This window comes from Citrobacter sp. XY323 (genome assembly GCF_025106035.1).
GTDB classification, from domain to species: Bacteria; Pseudomonadota; Gammaproteobacteria; order Enterobacterales; family Enterobacteriaceae; genus Citrobacter; species Citrobacter braakii.
Map to the genome: position 1 here is coordinate 30,040 of NZ_JANYUK010000018.1, position 13,650 is coordinate 43,689.

A 13,650-nucleotide genomic window follows, 5' to 3' on the forward strand; every position below is an offset into this window, starting at 1 on the left:
GCGACATTCGTGGTAATCGCATCCATGACATACCCTGAAGACAGAAAATGCTTCAGGTATGCATAAGGAGAGTTACTGTGAAAAATGACAATGCAGTGCAACACAACAACCAGACTGCTTCTGAACAGACATTATCCCCGGACGAGAGTCACGTATTGCATAAGGTGAGAGATCCCGTGTGCGGGATGGCCATCCTGCCGGACAAGGCGCACAGCAGCATTCGATACCAGGACCATCAGCTTTATTTCTGCTCCGCCAGCTGTGAGAGCAAATTTAATGCCCATCCCGATCGTTATCTTACCGAAGATGCCAGTGAATATTCCCATCACCACCACCACGAAGTCAGCCCTGATCAGATAAAACAGCCTCACCACCAGGCGGAGAAAAGGTTTTCTAAAGGTGTGTGGACATGTCCGATGCACCCGGAGATACGCCGTACTGGTCCCGGAAGCTGTCCTGTCTGTGGAATGGCACTGGAACCGCTCGTAGCCACGGCATCCACGGGGCCGAGTGATGAACTTCGCGACATGACAAGACGCTTCTGGCTGGGGTTGTTGCTGGCGTTTCCGGTTCTGATACTCGAAATGGGATCTCATCTGTTTCCCGCTTTGAGGAATACAGTATCGCCACAGTACAACACATGGCTGCAGTTACTTCTGGCCTCTCCTGTCGTGTTGTGGTGTGGCTGGCCATTCTTCGCCCGGGCCGGAATGTCGTTACGTAACCGCTCCCTGAATATGTTTACCCTTGTTGCTATGGGGACCGGCGTAGCCTGGGTTTACAGCGTCACTGCAACCGTCTTCCCTTCCTGGTTTCCTGCATCGTTCAGAAACATGGATGGCCTGGTGGCCGTTTATTTTGAAGCCGCAGCAGTTATTACGGTGCTTGTTCTGCTGGGACAGGTTCTTGAGCTGCGGGCACGGGAACAAACCTCAGGTGCCATTACTGCACTTCTGAACCTTGCCCCCAAAACCGCCAGGCGGCTGGATCATGACGGTCATGAAACGGATATTAATGCGGAAGATGTCCTGCCTGGCGATAAGCTCCGCATCAGACCTGGAGAGAGTATTCCGGTCGACGGTATCGTGGTCGAAGGCAAAACAACCGTGGATGAATCGATGGTGACCGGGGAGTCTATGCCGGTTACCAAAACGGAGGGTGAACCCGTCATTGGGGGGACGATTAATCAGACAGGTAGTCTTATCGTCCGTGCAGAGAAAGTCGGTGATGAAACGATGCTCTCACGAATTGTTCAGATGGTCGCTGATGCACAGCGTTCGCGGGCCCCCATCCAGAGAATGGCTGACAGCGTTTCAGGCTGGTTTGTTCCTCTGGTGATACTTATCGCGGTTGTTGCTTTCATGATCTGGTCTGTCTGGGGGCCCGAGCCCAGGATGGCGCACGGTCTCATTGCGGCTGTGTCGGTCCTGATTATTGCCTGTCCCTGCGCGCTGGGGCTGGCCACGCCGATGTCGATAATGGTGGGGGTGGGCAAAGGAGCCCAGGCCGGGGTGTTAATTAAGAATGCCGAAGCCCTTGAGCGTCTTGAAAAAGTGGACACGCTGGTTGTCGACAAAACAGGCACGCTCACGGAAGGTTCGCCGACGGTGACAGGGATTATCAGTCTCAATCCGGGTGGGGAAACATCTCTTTTGCGTGTAACGGCCGCAGTGGAAAAAGGCTCGCAGCATCCGCTGGGTATGGCAGTAGTTAAAGCAGCACAGGAAAAGGGGATCGCAATACCCGCAGTCACTCATTTCAATGCGCCGTCGGGTAAAGGTGTCTCAGGCGATGTCGAAGGTCAACGGGTTGTTATTGGTAATGAACTGGCTATGCAGGAAAACAGTATCGTTATTGATAATCAAAAGGCCGTTGCGGATACGTTGCGGATGGAAGGTGCTACCGTTATCTATGTGGCCACAGACGGGCACCTTGCAGGCCTGATAGCTATCTCGGATCCCGTGAAAGCAACCACGCCGGATGCGCTTAAAGCTTTGCGTCAGGCGGGGATCCGCATCGTTATGCTCACCGGGGATAACCAGCTTACCGCTGAAGCAGTCGCACGGAAACTGGGAATAGATGAGGTTGAAGCCGGGATTCTGCCGGATGGCAAAAAAGCAGTGATAACCCGACTGAAAGCGTCTGGCCATGTGGTTGCGATGGCCGGAGACGGTGTGAATGATGCCCCGGCGCTGGCAGCGGCTGACGTGGGAATAGCCATGGGAACGGGTACAGATGTGGCAATTGAAAGTGCCGGAGTCACCCTTCTCAAAGGCGACCTGATGATACTGAACAGGGCCCGTCATCTGTCAGAGATCACCATGAAAAATATCCGACAGAATCTGTTTTTTGCATTTATCTACAACGCACTTGGCGTGCCTGTGGCTGCAGGCCTGCTTTATCCTGTGTATGGAATACTGCTGTCGCCAGTTATTGCGGCGGCGGCCATGGCTCTTTCCTCCGTCAGCGTCATTGTGAATGCGTTGCGTCTGAAAAGTGTCAGGCTCGGGAAATAACACTGAGTGAAGGGGCTGTTACGAACAGAAGGAGTCCAGTATGAAAAGTACCACCTATGCGCTTATTGCTGTCGCCGCGATCGCGGCATTTGCCCTCCTGCGCGAACACTGGTCACATGTGGCAGGTTACTGGCCATATCTGTTATTGCTGGTCTGCCCGCTAATGCATCTTTTCCACGGCCACGGAGGGCATGGAGATCATCAACATCAAGGAAGTGAAAACGATAAAAAAAATTAATCCGGCAGACGGGGCCACGTCGCGGCCCCGTTATCAGTCCAGGTATCGTTCGTAGTCTCTGGCATGCGCAAAGGCATGCTGTTCAAGTTTGTTATCAGCGGGTGCCGCTGCCCGGAACGCCAGTGAGTTAACAGGATTGTTATTGATGACCAGCTCGTAATGCAGATGAGGACCGGATGAACGTCCGCTGTTACCGGATAACGCAATAGCGCCTCCCCGGGTAACCCTGGCCCCTTTAGTAACGAGTATTTTATTGAGGTGGAGATAGCGAGTTTTAACACCGGCTTTTCCTGTTACTTCAACAAAATATCCCATGGTGCTGTTGTATTCGGCCCGGGTGATTTTTCCGTCGATGACGCTGACTATTTTCGTGTTCATGGGCATGGAATAATCAATGCCATTATGGGGACTCACTTTTCCCGATACCGGGTTAAGTCTTGCAGGATTGAAAGGCGAACTGAGTCTTGCTGTGGCCGGTAACGGATAATCGAGACTGCCTTTCCCGGAAGTATCGGAAAGGTTATAGAACTTTTTATCTGATATACGATACGCCGTGTAATTAAATGAACCGGACGTAAATTTATAGGCCACGACACGTGATTTTCCCGCTTTCTTTTGCAGTACGAGTTTTAATGATTCATTTTTTTTCAAATGCCGCAGATTAAACCGGGAAGGCAAGGAGCGCTGAAGGGTAGCGATCTCGTTCGATTCCAGCCCCGAGCGGGTGGCTGAAAGGTAGGCATTTTCTTTTACGACATCGGTAGAATACATTTACTGGAATTCGCCGTTAGCATGAACACTGCGGCGTATGCTAGGGGTTTTCAGGAGGCGTGTCATCTGTCAGTTAATCGGGAGCACCGTTGATGGTCGTCATTTTTGTAACATATCTTGTTTCCCGTTTGCTCCTGAAGATCTGGGAACTGTATGACCAGCCTGACGGTGATGATTAACGGGACTGAAACAGGTTACGGCAGAGCAATATGGGGCTCATGTCCTGCTACGTAACCCGTCAGTAAAGCCCTGCTAAGCACTAACCCGCCTGCAGTTACCTGGAGGAATACAGGCCGCGAAGCTTTCTTGCCTGTGTCTGATGAGCTTCCGCACCGGCATTATTGACCTGCTCATGCACGAGGGCGGCTTTCTCTCCGGCATTCAGTTCGTTAAAAGAAGAAGAGGAGGTCTTTGAATTTGCACCACTGTCGGACAGCATTTTTTTATGTTCCTCAATCATTTTCTGATGTGCATAGGACGCGCTGTTGTTCATAAATGAATGAGCAACAATGGCCCTTTCATGTTCATTCATTTCAGAGAATGAGGGTGTGCTGTTTTTATTAATCCTGTCCGGCAAATTTTCATGCGTCGAGGAATTCACATGACTGACGGCTGAGGCATTATTAACAAAACGATGTGCTTCATGGGCAATATCACTGGACTGAGCAAAAGCTGCCCCACAAAATAAAGCTGTAAACGCAGTGGTCGTGATTAATATATTCATGTGTAATTACCTTCTGAGGTACATAAAAGTTGTCCTTACGATCATATATAAAAATAATCAACCTGTGGGGAAGATGACGTAAATGTAATACAGCTATGTACATTACACGATTGTAATGAATTTGTTTCTTAAGGTGTGCTAGCTTCATTTCATTGTAAGAGGATGAACCAGTAATTTAATTTAAATCGGTTCTCGAATTCTGTCAGTAACCATACTTTAAATAAGGGAACGCGCATGCTGTTGAAAACGTCTCGACGAACTTTCCTGAAGGGGTTAACCCTCTCTGGCGTAGCCGGAAGTCTTGGCGTATGGAGTTTCAATGCGCGTTCCAGTCTGAGCCTGCCAGTTGCCGCATCCCTGCAGGGTACTCAGTTTGACCTGACCATTGGTGAAACGGCCGTCAATATCACGGGCAGTGAGCGTCAGGCCAAAACAATCAATGGAGGCCTGCCGGGGCCCGTTCTTCGCTGGAAAGAAGGTGACACCATTACCCTGAAGGTCAAAAACCGTCTTAATGAACAGACGTCCATTCACTGGCACGGCATTATTCTTCCGGCCAATATGGATGGTGTTCCGGGGCTGAGTTTTAGGGGCATAGAGCCTGATGATACCTACGTTTACACCTTTAAGGTTAAGCAGAACGGGACTTACTGGTACCACAGCCATTCCGGTCTGCAGGAACAGGAGGGGGTATACGGTGCCATTATCATCGATGCCAGGGAGCCAGAACCGTTTGCTTACGATCGTGAGCATGTGGTCATGTTGTCTGACTGGACCGATGAAAATCCTCACAGCCTGCTGAAAAAATTAAAAAAACAGTCGGATTACTACAATTTCAATAAACCAACCGTTGGCTCTTTTTTCCGCGACGTGAATACCAGGGGGCTGTCAGCCACCATTGCCGATCGGAAAATGTGGGCTGAAATGAAAATGAATCCGACTGACCTCGCGGATGTCAGTGGCTACACCTACACCTATCTCATGAACGGGCAGGCCCCGCTGAAAAACTGGACCGGACTGTTCCGTCCCGGTGAAAAGATACGCTTACGGTTTATCAACGGCTCGGCAATGACCTATTTCGATATCCGTATCCCCGGGCTGAAAATGACGGTCGTGGCTGCAGATGGCCAGTATGTAAACCCGGTTACCGTTGACGAATTCAGGATTGCCGTTGCCGAAACCTATGATGTCATTGTGGAGCCTCAGGGTGAGGTCTATACCATCTTCGCACAATCCATGGACAGGACCGGTTACGCTCGGGGGACACTGGCCACGAGAGAGGGGTTAAGTGCTGCCGTTCCCCCCCTCGATCCCCGTCCTCTGTTGACCATGGAAGATATGGGTATGGGAGGAATGGGACATGATATGGCAGGAATGGACCACAGCCAGATGGGAGGCATGGATAACAGCGGAGAGATGATGTCTATGGACGGTGCTGACCTTCCGGATAGCGGGACATCCTCCGCGCCCATGGATCACAGCAGCATGGCCGGTATGGATCATTCCCAGATGGCCGGAATGCCGGGTATGCAAAGTCATCCTGCGTCAGAAACGGATAACCCACTGGTTGATATGCAGGCGATGAGCGTCTCTCCGAAATTAAACGATCCGGGTATTGGTCTTCGAAATAACGGAAGAAAGGTTCTCACGTACGCGGATTTGAAAAGCCGCTTTGAGGATCCTGACGGACGTGAACCTGGCCGCACCATAGAACTACATTTAACCGGCCACATGGAAAAGTTTGCCTGGTCATTTAATGGAATCAAGTTTTCAGATGCCGCACCGGTGCTGCTGAAATACGGTGAGCGACTTAGGATCACGCTGATCAACGATACCATGATGACTCACCCCATTCACCTGCATGGTATGTGGAGCGATCTGGAAGATGAAAACGGTAATTTCATGGTTCGTAAACACACAATAGATGTTCCCCCAGGTACAAAACGCAGTTACAGAGTGACAGCTGATGCTCTTGGACGCTGGGCGTATCACTGCCATTTGCTCTATCACATGGAAATGGGAATGTTTCGTGAAGTCCGGGTGGAGGAATGATGCGAATGAAGAGAAATTTGAACGCCATACCTGTTCTGGTCGCCGGTTTGTTTACCTCACAGCTTTCTATTGCGGCGGGCTCCGTCTCTGCAGATCCCCACGCCGGGCACGACATGTCTGCCATGCAGATGCCAGCAGATGAGAATTTCACTGAGATGACGTCAATGGAGCCCATTGTAACTGAGAGCAGAACGCCAATTCCGCCTGTTACCGATGCCGACCGGAAGGCTGCATTCGGCAATTTACAGGGGCATGCGATTCACGACAGTGCGATTAATTATCTGGTTCTGCTGGATCAACTGGAATGGCAACGGTCGGATAACACCAACAATTTCAGCTGGAGTGTTAACAGCTGGATTGGAGGCGACACAGATCGGATTTGGCTAAAGAGCGAAGGTGAACGAAGCAATGGGGAAACGGAGGCGGCTGAAGCGCAGTTACTCTGGGGACATGCGGTTGGCCCATGGTGGGATTTGGTTGCGGGTGTCAGGCAGGATTTCAGACCTGCTTCTGCCCAGACCTGGGCTGCTGTCGGTTTTCAGGGGCTGGCACTCTATAATTTTGAGTCTGAAATTACGGGTTTTGTCAGTAATGGTGGAAAAGCAGCCCTTCGTCTGGGAGGAGAATACGACGTTTTACTGACTAACCGGCTCATACTCCAGCCATCCTATGAGGTGAATTTCTACAGTCAGGATGATGAATCGCGGGGTCGCGGCAGGGGACTGACTGACACAGAGCTGGGGCTCCGGCTGCGCTATGAAATACGCCGTGAGTTTGCACCCTATATAGGCGTTTCCTGGAATCAACTTTACGGGAAAACATCCGATATGGCGAAAAGAGAAGGTGAGAAAGACCATCAGGTAGTATTCCTGGCGGGAGCCAGAATCTGGTTTTAACGCACTGATATAAAACACTCAACTAAACAGGTAAATAAAATGTCGATTTTAAATAAAGCCATTCTTACAGGTGGCCTCGTTATGGGCGTTGCTTTCTCTGCTATGGCCCATCCTGAATTAAAAAGTTCTGTCCCGCAGGCAGATTCAGCCGTAGCGGCCCCGGAAAAGATCCAGCTTAATTTCACAGAAGATCTGACTGTGAAATTCTCAGGGGCTAAATTAACAATGACCGGGATGAAAGGCATGTCATCCCATTCGCCAATGCCAGTCGCGACAAAAGTGGCACCAGGCGCTGACCCTAAATCAATGGTCATTATCCCACGAGAACCTCTGCCAGCCGGCACTTATCGTGTTGACTGGCGCGCGGTTTCTGCAGATACACACCCTATTACCGGCAATTACACTTTTACAGTGAAGTAATATTATGAATGACCTGATTATGATTGTTATTCGTTTTCTTCTTTATCTTGATTTGATGGTAATATTTGGATTGCCATTTTTTCAGATATATGGAATAAGCAGTGTCAGACATGAAACGTATAACCTGACTAATTTCAGGTCGTTTATAACCTTTGCTGTTGTTGCAGGTATCATTCTTACTGGCATTAATATGCTCCTGGTATCTAATGCCATGAGCGGAGTAACTGATTTCAGAGAATTATCTATCCATATTATCGAGATGGTGATAGAAGAAACGGATGTCGGTATTAGCTGGATTGTCAGGCTCTGTGCCCTGTTTACCACACTCGGTGCTTTGTTCCTTTACACTAATAAGAGAGTATTGTCCTGCCTGCTGATGACGATGAGTGGGGGCGTGGCGCTGGCTACACTTGCCTGGGGAGGACACGCCGTCATGCATGACGGTCTGCATTACTATCTCCATTTACTGAGCGATCTGACTCATCTCGGCGCTGCAGGTGCCTGGACAGGTGCTCTGGTTGCATTTGCTATCCTGCTGATGCGCAGAAACGCGCATAATGCACAGAGCGTCATTGTGATATCTGACTCCCTGGCAAAATTTGCCACGGCAGGAACGGTGATTGTTGTAGCCCTGATCCTGAGTGCGCTCGTCAACTATCTGTACATTGCTGAGGGTAACTTAACCCCCTTATTCAACAGCTCCTGGGGGGGGATATTGCTTGCTAAGACGGCTCTGTTTGTTCTGATGCTTCTTCTGGCTGCAGCAAACCGGTTTCACCTGGGTCCCCGGCTTGAAGTTATGGTCAGGGAAGGGAATTATGATCGCAGCGTTGCCCTGATGCGAAACAGCATTCTGACAGAATTCGTTGTTGCGATTATCATTCTGGGCGCCGTAGCGTGGCTTGGAATGCTTGCTCCGTCTCAGATCAGCTAGGGGACAGCCAAAGCTCATGCGTGAGATTTTTACTTTCATATCAGCGAGTTGACCATGCAGCGTATTTTAATCGTTGAAGACGAACAAAAAACAGGTCGTTACCTTCAGCAGGGACTGGTTGAGGAAGGTTATCAGGCCGATCTCTTTAATAATGGCCGCGACGGTCTCGGGGCCGCGTCGAAGGGACAGTATGATTTGATAATACTGGACGTGATGCTGCCTTTCCTCGACGGGTGGCAAATCATCAGCGCACTGAGGGAGTCCGGGCATGAAGAACCGGTCCTGTTTTTAACCGCAAAGGATAACGTGCGGGACAAAGTGAAAGGGCTGGAGCTTGGCGCAGATGACTATCTTATTAAGCCCTTCGATTTTACCGAGCTGGTTGCACGTGTAAGAACCTTGCTGCGACGCGCCCGCTCTCAGGCAGCCACAGTTTGCACCATAGCAGATATGACCGTTGATATGGTGCGCCGGACCGTGATCCGTTCGGGAAAGAAGATCCATCTCACCGGTAAAGAATACGTTCTGCTTGAGTTACTGCTGCAACGTACCGGAGAAGTGTTACCCAGAAGCCTTATCTCGTCCCTGGTCTGGAACATGAATTTTGACAGTGATACGAATGTGATTGATGTGGCAGTGAGACGCCTGAGAAGTAAAATTGATGATGACTTTGAGCCAAAACTGATCCATACCGTTCGCGGTGCCGGATATGTCCTGGAGATCAGAGAAGAGTGAGGTTCAAAATTTCCCTGACCACGCGCCTGAGCCTGATTTTTTCTGCAGTGATGCTTACGGTATGGTGGTTATCCAGTTTTATGCTGGTGAGTACCCTGAATGGCTATTTCGATAATCAGGACCGCGATTTTCTGACAGGTAAACTTCAGCTCACCGAAGAGTTTCTTAAAACAGAGACGTTCCGGAACAAAACGGATATTAAGTCATTATCAGAAAAAATAAACGATGCGATGGTGGGGCACAATGGTTTATTCATTTCTATAAAAAACATGGAAAATGAAAAAATTGTTGAACTCTATGCCAAAAATTCTGTTGTTCCAGCGGTCCTGCTTAACAAGTCGGGTGATATTCTCGACTATATGATCCAGACGGAAGAAAATAACACCGTGTACCGCAGTATCTCGCGGCGGGTTGCCGTGACGCCGGAACAGGGTAAAAGCAAACATTTCATCATTACGGTTGCCACGGATACTGGGTATCACACCCTGTTTATGGACAAACTCAGTACCTGGCTGTTCTGGTTCAATATCGGTCTGGTCTTTATTTCTGTTTTTCTGGGCTGGCTGACCACACGTATTGGTCTGAAACCGTTACGGGAAATGACCAGTCTGGCTTCCTCCATGACCGTACACAGCCTGGATCAGCGTCTTAATCCCGATCTGGCTCCGCCGGAAATCTCTGAGACCATGCAGGAGTTCAATAATATGTTCGATCGCCTGGAGGGGTCATTCCGGAAACTGTCAGATTTCTCGTCTGACATCGCGCATGAGCTGCGCACACCAGTCAGTAATCTGATGATGCAGACGCAGTTTGCACTGGCTAAGGAAAGGGATGTTTCGCATTACCGCGAAATTTTATTCGCTAACCTGGAAGAACTGAAAAGGTTGTCACGAATGACCAGTGACATGCTTTTTCTGGCACGTTCAGAGCATGGTCTGCTGCAGCTGGATAAACATGATGTGGATCTGGCAGCCGAACTGAATGAATTACGTGAGTTATTCGAGCCCCTGGCAGACGAAACAGGAAAGACAATCACGGTTGAAGGAGAGGGCGTTGTTGCCGGAGACAGCGATATGCTGCGACGTGCTTTCAGTAACCTGCTTTCCAATGCAATCAAGTATTCTCCCGATAACACCTGTACAGCGATACACCTTGAGCGTGACAGTGACTGTGTGAACGTGATGATTACGAATACGATGTCTGGCCCGGTTCCCGCTAATCTGGAACGTTTGTTTGACCGGTTCTATCGCGCAGACTCATCAAGGGTTCACAACACGGAAGGCGCGGGGCTGGGATTATCAATTACAAGGTCGATCATTCATGCTCACGGCGGCGAGCTGTCAGCAGAACAGCAGGGGCGGAAAATTGTGTTCAGTGTGCGTCTGTTAATGGATTAATACCGTTATTCAGGAGAAACCCGGAAGGTGACAAAAATGTCATCATTCAGTCACGCGATAAACAGAAGCGGTTTTTTATAATCAGTCATAAATCAGGACAGCGTGATAATTCAATCGCCCGGTTCCTGGCGTGATGATTAACCAGCCCTGAGATCAAATGCTTTCTCTGTTATAAGCATTGATTGTTCGGGTATGAAAACACCGGAGACCCAACCATGAAAAAGATCCTTGTATCCTTTATTGCCATGATGGCTGTCGCTTCATCTGCCTGGGCTGCAGAGACAATGAACATGCATGACCAGGTAAATAATGCCCAGGCGCCTGCCCATCAGATGCAGTCATCCGCTGAAAAAAGTGCAGTTCAGGGGGAGAGCATGAAAATGATGGATATGAGCGGTCACGATCAGGCCGCTATGTCCCATGAAATGATGCAAAACGGCAATTCTGCCGCCCATCAGGACATGGCTGAAATGCATAAAAAAATGATGAAAGCCAAACCTGAGAACACCCAAGAAACTGCTAAGCCATTTTCCGAAATGAGCGAGCATGAGAAAGCCGCTGTTGTGCATGAGAAGGCGAATAATGGCCAGTCTTCCGTTATTCATCAGCAACAGGCGGAAAAGCATCGCAGCCAGATCACCCAGAATTAACCCGCAGCTCCACTTGTCAGACCCTCATTTGACGCCGAAGTCACTGGCTTACGCTCCCGTCCGGGAGCGTTTTTTTATAAGCGAAATGAATAATAATGAAAGAGTCCATACACAATGTTTTTTTTGGTCATGTCGACCTCACAATTAACTTATATTGTTTGAGAATCCTGTTCCCCGGTCATCTCCAGGGTGCATGTCGCGCCGTATCCTGAGACTGGCTGAGAATACGAATGACCGTAACCATAGAATGTGATGATACAAAATAGATCGTATGCCGGTTCTACCGGCAGTGTGCAGATATCGTCTCCCAGCTCTGCACGATGCGTGCCGATATCATGCATGGCCAGCACATCAAACACTGCAGCTATACGGCCGATGTATGCATCCGCCTGAACAACCCCGAACTGTCTGAAGCTGTAGTCCCAGATGGCCTCCAGATCCTCTTCTGCTTTGGGTGTCAGCTCAATCTCTTTCATTAGCCACCCTGGCCCTGACATTCCTCAGGAATGCATTCTTGTTCCATGGTTTCGCCTCGCCGCTGCTGATCCCTTCGGCCAGCAGATCGCGCAGTTCCTGAAGTCTGGATTCAGCCTGCTTTTCATGCAGCTCATCACCCACGTCCACCGTCATCGTACGAGCCATAACCCCTCCATATCTTAATGTAAGATTTATTCTTACATCATTAAATCAGCTTACTACGCTGCTTCCATCTCCGGCATTTTTTCAAAACAACCCTGCTGCAGTCTGGAGATCCGACTTAGCCAATTTTCGGATCTGCGCAGCGGAAAACACGCAAAGGATATGATAATCAAACCCATCGCATAAAATCATACTGAGTGTGATATTTATCATTAATCAGACAATCATACCTGATATGATGTTTACACATTGAGTACTAAATCATACTGAGTATGATTTTACACTTAACCGGACATTATCAGACGGAGCGTGCAGGATGGATGAGAAAGAAGTGAATTTTTCACTCAGCTATGAGCAGCTGACCCGGATAGCGGAAGAACGTATCCGGGAATGCGAGCTGGACAGCCAGGGCGTTAGATATATCAGCGAATCGAGTAAGGCCAGCACCCTGCTGGGATTCTGGTATGAACTGGCGCTTACTGGTGCGCCACTGAAAAAATACGAACAAACCAAAGCGCTCATAGACGTCGATCATCAGCGTCTCAGAAAACTCATCTGGCCGGAGACGGATAAGCAATGACTCAGGCGCGCCGACCGTCACCGCTGCAGCGTCGGGTGCTGATTGTGCTGGCCGCCCTCGGTGCGAAACGTCCGGGGCCGGTGGCCACGCGGGATATTGAGCGGATGCTGGAGCAGGGCGGGGACACCCCGGTGTACGGGCCGAACCTGCGCGCCTCCTGCCGGCGTATGGAGTCCGCAGGCTGGCTGCGCACCCTGCGCGCCCCGAACCTGCAGCTGGCCGTCGAGCTGACGGACGCCGGCCGTGCGCTGGCCGCCCCGCTTCTGGCTGACGAACAGGCGCGTGTCCTGGCGGAGCAACGCGCGACAGAGGTCCGGGTTCTGCCCCTGGTCCGGATAAAGCCGGTATACGAGTCTGACAGGTTCGGTGACGACCGGCCGGTGGCGCTGGACGGTCGCTGGCACCTGTCGTGCCGGGGCGACTACGTTATCCGTCTCGACGGCACCACCTGCCTGCAGCTGTGGAACACGGCCGGGCAGGTGACGCGCCTCGAAGGCGACCCCCTGCAGGTGGCTGAGTGGTTGCAGGCCTGTCACGATGCCGGCATTGATATCCGCCTGCAGATCAACGAAAGCACCGCGCCTGAACAGGGTACACCTGTCCTGAAGAATGCAGAGTTTCCCGGCGGACAGGCTGCAGACACGACGGAAATCTGGTACCGGCACCTGCTCAGGGCACTGCGACAACACGATGTGCAGGGGCTGTCCGCCACAAACCCGGAGCACCTTAAGGCAGTGAAGCCCGGCTGGCGTAATAAGGAACAACCGCTGCAGGAACGTTTTCTGGCACTGGCGAAAACGGTGGAAGGGACCCCTGGTGTCCTTCGATCGGATCGGTATGAAGAGGATGCCGGCCCGCTGCTGACAGAGTTGCTGGACGGATTCGGGTTCACGCCGGACCAGGCTTCCCGGCTCATTCGCCTAATCCGCTGGCAGAACGTTTGCCGGTCCGTCAGATAAGGCCACTCACATCATGGTACAGATTAATGGGCAGCCCATGACGCACGTCGGGATCATAACAGAATGCTACCGGCCCCGAGAGGTCAGACTCCGGGAAACCAGAACCCAGTGGGTCACTGAATGTGGTCTGCGGTTCAGA

At 50.6% G+C, this 13,650-nt stretch carries 14 protein-coding genes and 1 pseudogene; 11 read left to right on the top strand and 4 right to left on the bottom strand.

The genetic code is table 11. The features are described from left to right. Window positions 1-47: 47 nt before the first annotated feature. Window positions 48-2,516, top strand: coding sequence for an Ag(+)-translocating P-type ATPase SilP (silP, locus tag N0B36_RS21770; protein WP_008786775.1), 2,469 nt, complete (start codon window positions 48-50; stop codon window positions 2,514-2,516). A gap of 40 nt (window positions 2,517-2,556) precedes the next feature. Then, the gene (locus N0B36_RS21775; RefSeq protein WP_000843497.1) at window positions 2,557-2,754 is read left to right on the top strand and encodes a DUF2933 domain-containing protein; all 198 of its coding nucleotides are present in this window, start codon (window positions 2,557-2,559) and stop codon (window positions 2,752-2,754) included. Window positions 2,755-2,787: 33 nt separating this feature from the next. Here the strand turns inward: N0B36_RS21775 and N0B36_RS21780 are convergent, their stop codons facing one another. Both N0B36_RS21780 and N0B36_RS21785 read right to left on the bottom strand, forming a co-directional pair. Next, a complete protein-coding gene (locus N0B36_RS21780) occupies window positions 2,788-3,525 on the bottom strand; it encodes a peptidoglycan DD-metalloendopeptidase family protein (RefSeq protein ID WP_000287501.1) in 738 nt (245 codons plus the stop codon). 274 nt (window positions 3,526-3,799) lie between these two features. After that, a complete protein-coding gene (locus N0B36_RS21785) occupies window positions 3,800-4,249 on the bottom strand; it encodes a hypothetical protein (protein WP_058672735.1) in 450 nt (149 codons plus the stop codon). A 234-nt stretch (window positions 4,250-4,483) separates the two neighbouring features. On the opposite strand from N0B36_RS21785, the gene pcoA reads away from it, so the two are divergent. The 7 genes from pcoA (at window position 4,484) to N0B36_RS21820 (ending at window position 11,333) form a co-directional block, all read left to right on the top strand. Then, window positions 4,484-6,301, top strand: coding sequence for a multicopper oxidase PcoA (pcoA, locus tag N0B36_RS21790; RefSeq protein WP_086530010.1), 1,818 nt, complete (start codon window positions 4,484-4,486; stop codon window positions 6,299-6,301). A gap of 5 nt (window positions 6,302-6,306) precedes the next feature. Next, window positions 6,307-7,197, top strand: a complete 891-nt coding sequence (pcoB, locus tag N0B36_RS21795; RefSeq protein WP_170926235.1) for a copper resistance outer membrane transporter PcoB — start codon at window positions 6,307-6,309, stop codon at window positions 7,195-7,197. A gap of 39 nt (window positions 7,198-7,236) precedes the next feature. Continuing rightward, window positions 7,237-7,617 carry a copper resistance system metallochaperone PcoC gene (gene pcoC / locus N0B36_RS21800; RefSeq protein WP_086530012.1) on the top strand — a complete coding sequence of 127 codons (381 nt, stop codon included), beginning with the start codon at window positions 7,237-7,239 and terminating at the stop codon, window positions 7,615-7,617. 55 nt (window positions 7,618-7,672) lie between these two features. Beyond that, the gene (gene pcoD, locus N0B36_RS21805; protein ID WP_306799027.1) at window positions 7,673-8,551 is read left to right on the top strand and encodes a copper resistance inner membrane protein PcoD; all 879 of its coding nucleotides are present in this window, start codon (window positions 7,673-7,675) and stop codon (window positions 8,549-8,551) included. A gap of 54 nt (window positions 8,552-8,605) precedes the next feature. Beyond that, window positions 8,606-9,286 carry a copper response regulator transcription factor PcoR gene (gene pcoR, locus N0B36_RS21810; protein WP_001188930.1) on the top strand — a complete coding sequence of 227 codons (681 nt, stop codon included), beginning with the start codon at window positions 8,606-8,608 and terminating at the stop codon, window positions 9,284-9,286. Further along, on the top strand, window positions 9,283-10,683 hold the full coding sequence (gene pcoS, locus N0B36_RS21815) for a copper resistance membrane spanning protein PcoS (RefSeq protein ID WP_057064175.1): 1,401 nt from the start codon (window positions 9,283-9,285) through the stop codon (window positions 10,681-10,683). Before pcoR ends, pcoS begins: the two co-directional genes overlap by 4 nt. Window positions 10,684-10,898: 215 nt before the next feature. After that, the gene (locus tag N0B36_RS21820; protein WP_004118347.1) at window positions 10,899-11,333 is read left to right on the top strand and encodes a hypothetical protein; all 435 of its coding nucleotides are present in this window, start codon (window positions 10,899-10,901) and stop codon (window positions 11,331-11,333) included. A 178-nt stretch (window positions 11,334-11,511) separates the two neighbouring features. On the opposite strand, the pseudogene N0B36_RS21825 reads toward N0B36_RS21820, so the two are convergent. Together N0B36_RS21825 and N0B36_RS21830 are read right to left on the bottom strand one after the other, a co-directional pair. Continuing rightward, a pseudogene (locus tag N0B36_RS21825) lies at window positions 11,512-11,809 on the bottom strand (type II toxin-antitoxin system RelE/ParE family toxin). Beyond that, complete coding sequence (locus tag N0B36_RS21830) at window positions 11,796-11,975, bottom strand: type II toxin-antitoxin system ParD family antitoxin (protein WP_004118349.1); 180 nt, start codon at window positions 11,973-11,975, stop codon at window positions 11,796-11,798. Before N0B36_RS21830 ends, N0B36_RS21825 begins: the two are co-directional and overlap by 14 nt. A gap of 313 nt (window positions 11,976-12,288) precedes the next feature. Here N0B36_RS21830 and N0B36_RS21835 point away from each other — a divergent pair, with 313 nt between their 5' ends. Continuing rightward, on the top strand, window positions 12,289-12,552 hold the full coding sequence (locus N0B36_RS21835; RefSeq protein ID WP_057064853.1) for a hypothetical protein: 264 nt from the start codon (window positions 12,289-12,291) through the stop codon (window positions 12,550-12,552). Further along, window positions 12,549-13,511 carry a hypothetical protein gene (locus N0B36_RS21840; RefSeq protein ID WP_086530014.1) on the top strand — a complete coding sequence of 321 codons (963 nt, stop codon included), beginning with the start codon at window positions 12,549-12,551 and terminating at the stop codon, window positions 13,509-13,511. The genes N0B36_RS21835 and N0B36_RS21840 overlap by 4 nt, the downstream gene beginning before the upstream one ends. The last annotated feature ends 139 nt before the right edge of the window (window positions 13,512-13,650 follow it).

What these genes read in the sequence shown, in the direction of transcription:
- silP (WP_008786775.1), top strand. Translation starts at nt 48, where the DNA reads ATGCTTCAGGTATGCATAAGGAGAGTTACTGTGAAAAATGACAATGCA.
- N0B36_RS21775 (WP_000843497.1), top strand. Translation starts at nt 2,557, where the DNA reads ATGAAAAGTACCACCTATGCGCTTATTGCTGTCGCCGCGATCGCGGCA.
- N0B36_RS21780 (WP_000287501.1), bottom strand. Translation starts at nt 3,525, where the DNA reads ATGTATTCTACCGATGTCGTAAAAGAAAATGCCTACCTTTCAGCCACC.
- N0B36_RS21785 (WP_058672735.1), bottom strand. Translation starts at nt 4,249, where the DNA reads ATGAATATATTAATCACGACCACTGCGTTTACAGCTTTATTTTGTGGG.
- pcoA (WP_086530010.1), top strand. Translation starts at nt 4,484, where the DNA reads ATGCTGTTGAAAACGTCTCGACGAACTTTCCTGAAGGGGTTAACCCTC.
- pcoB (WP_170926235.1), top strand. Translation starts at nt 6,307, where the DNA reads ATGAAGAGAAATTTGAACGCCATACCTGTTCTGGTCGCCGGTTTGTTT.
- pcoC (WP_086530012.1), top strand. Translation starts at nt 7,237, where the DNA reads ATGTCGATTTTAAATAAAGCCATTCTTACAGGTGGCCTCGTTATGGGC.
- pcoD (WP_306799027.1), top strand. Translation starts at nt 7,673, where the DNA reads ATGGTAATATTTGGATTGCCATTTTTTCAGATATATGGAATAAGCAGT.
- pcoR (WP_001188930.1), top strand. Translation starts at nt 8,606, where the DNA reads ATGCAGCGTATTTTAATCGTTGAAGACGAACAAAAAACAGGTCGTTAC.
- N0B36_RS21820 (WP_004118347.1), top strand. Translation starts at nt 10,899, where the DNA reads ATGAAAAAGATCCTTGTATCCTTTATTGCCATGATGGCTGTCGCTTCA.
- N0B36_RS21830 (WP_004118349.1), bottom strand. Translation starts at nt 11,975, where the DNA reads ATGGCTCGTACGATGACGGTGGACGTGGGTGATGAGCTGCATGAAAAG.
- N0B36_RS21835 (WP_057064853.1), top strand. Translation starts at nt 12,289, where the DNA reads ATGGATGAGAAAGAAGTGAATTTTTCACTCAGCTATGAGCAGCTGACC.
- N0B36_RS21840 (WP_086530014.1), top strand. Translation starts at nt 12,549, where the DNA reads ATGACTCAGGCGCGCCGACCGTCACCGCTGCAGCGTCGGGTGCTGATT.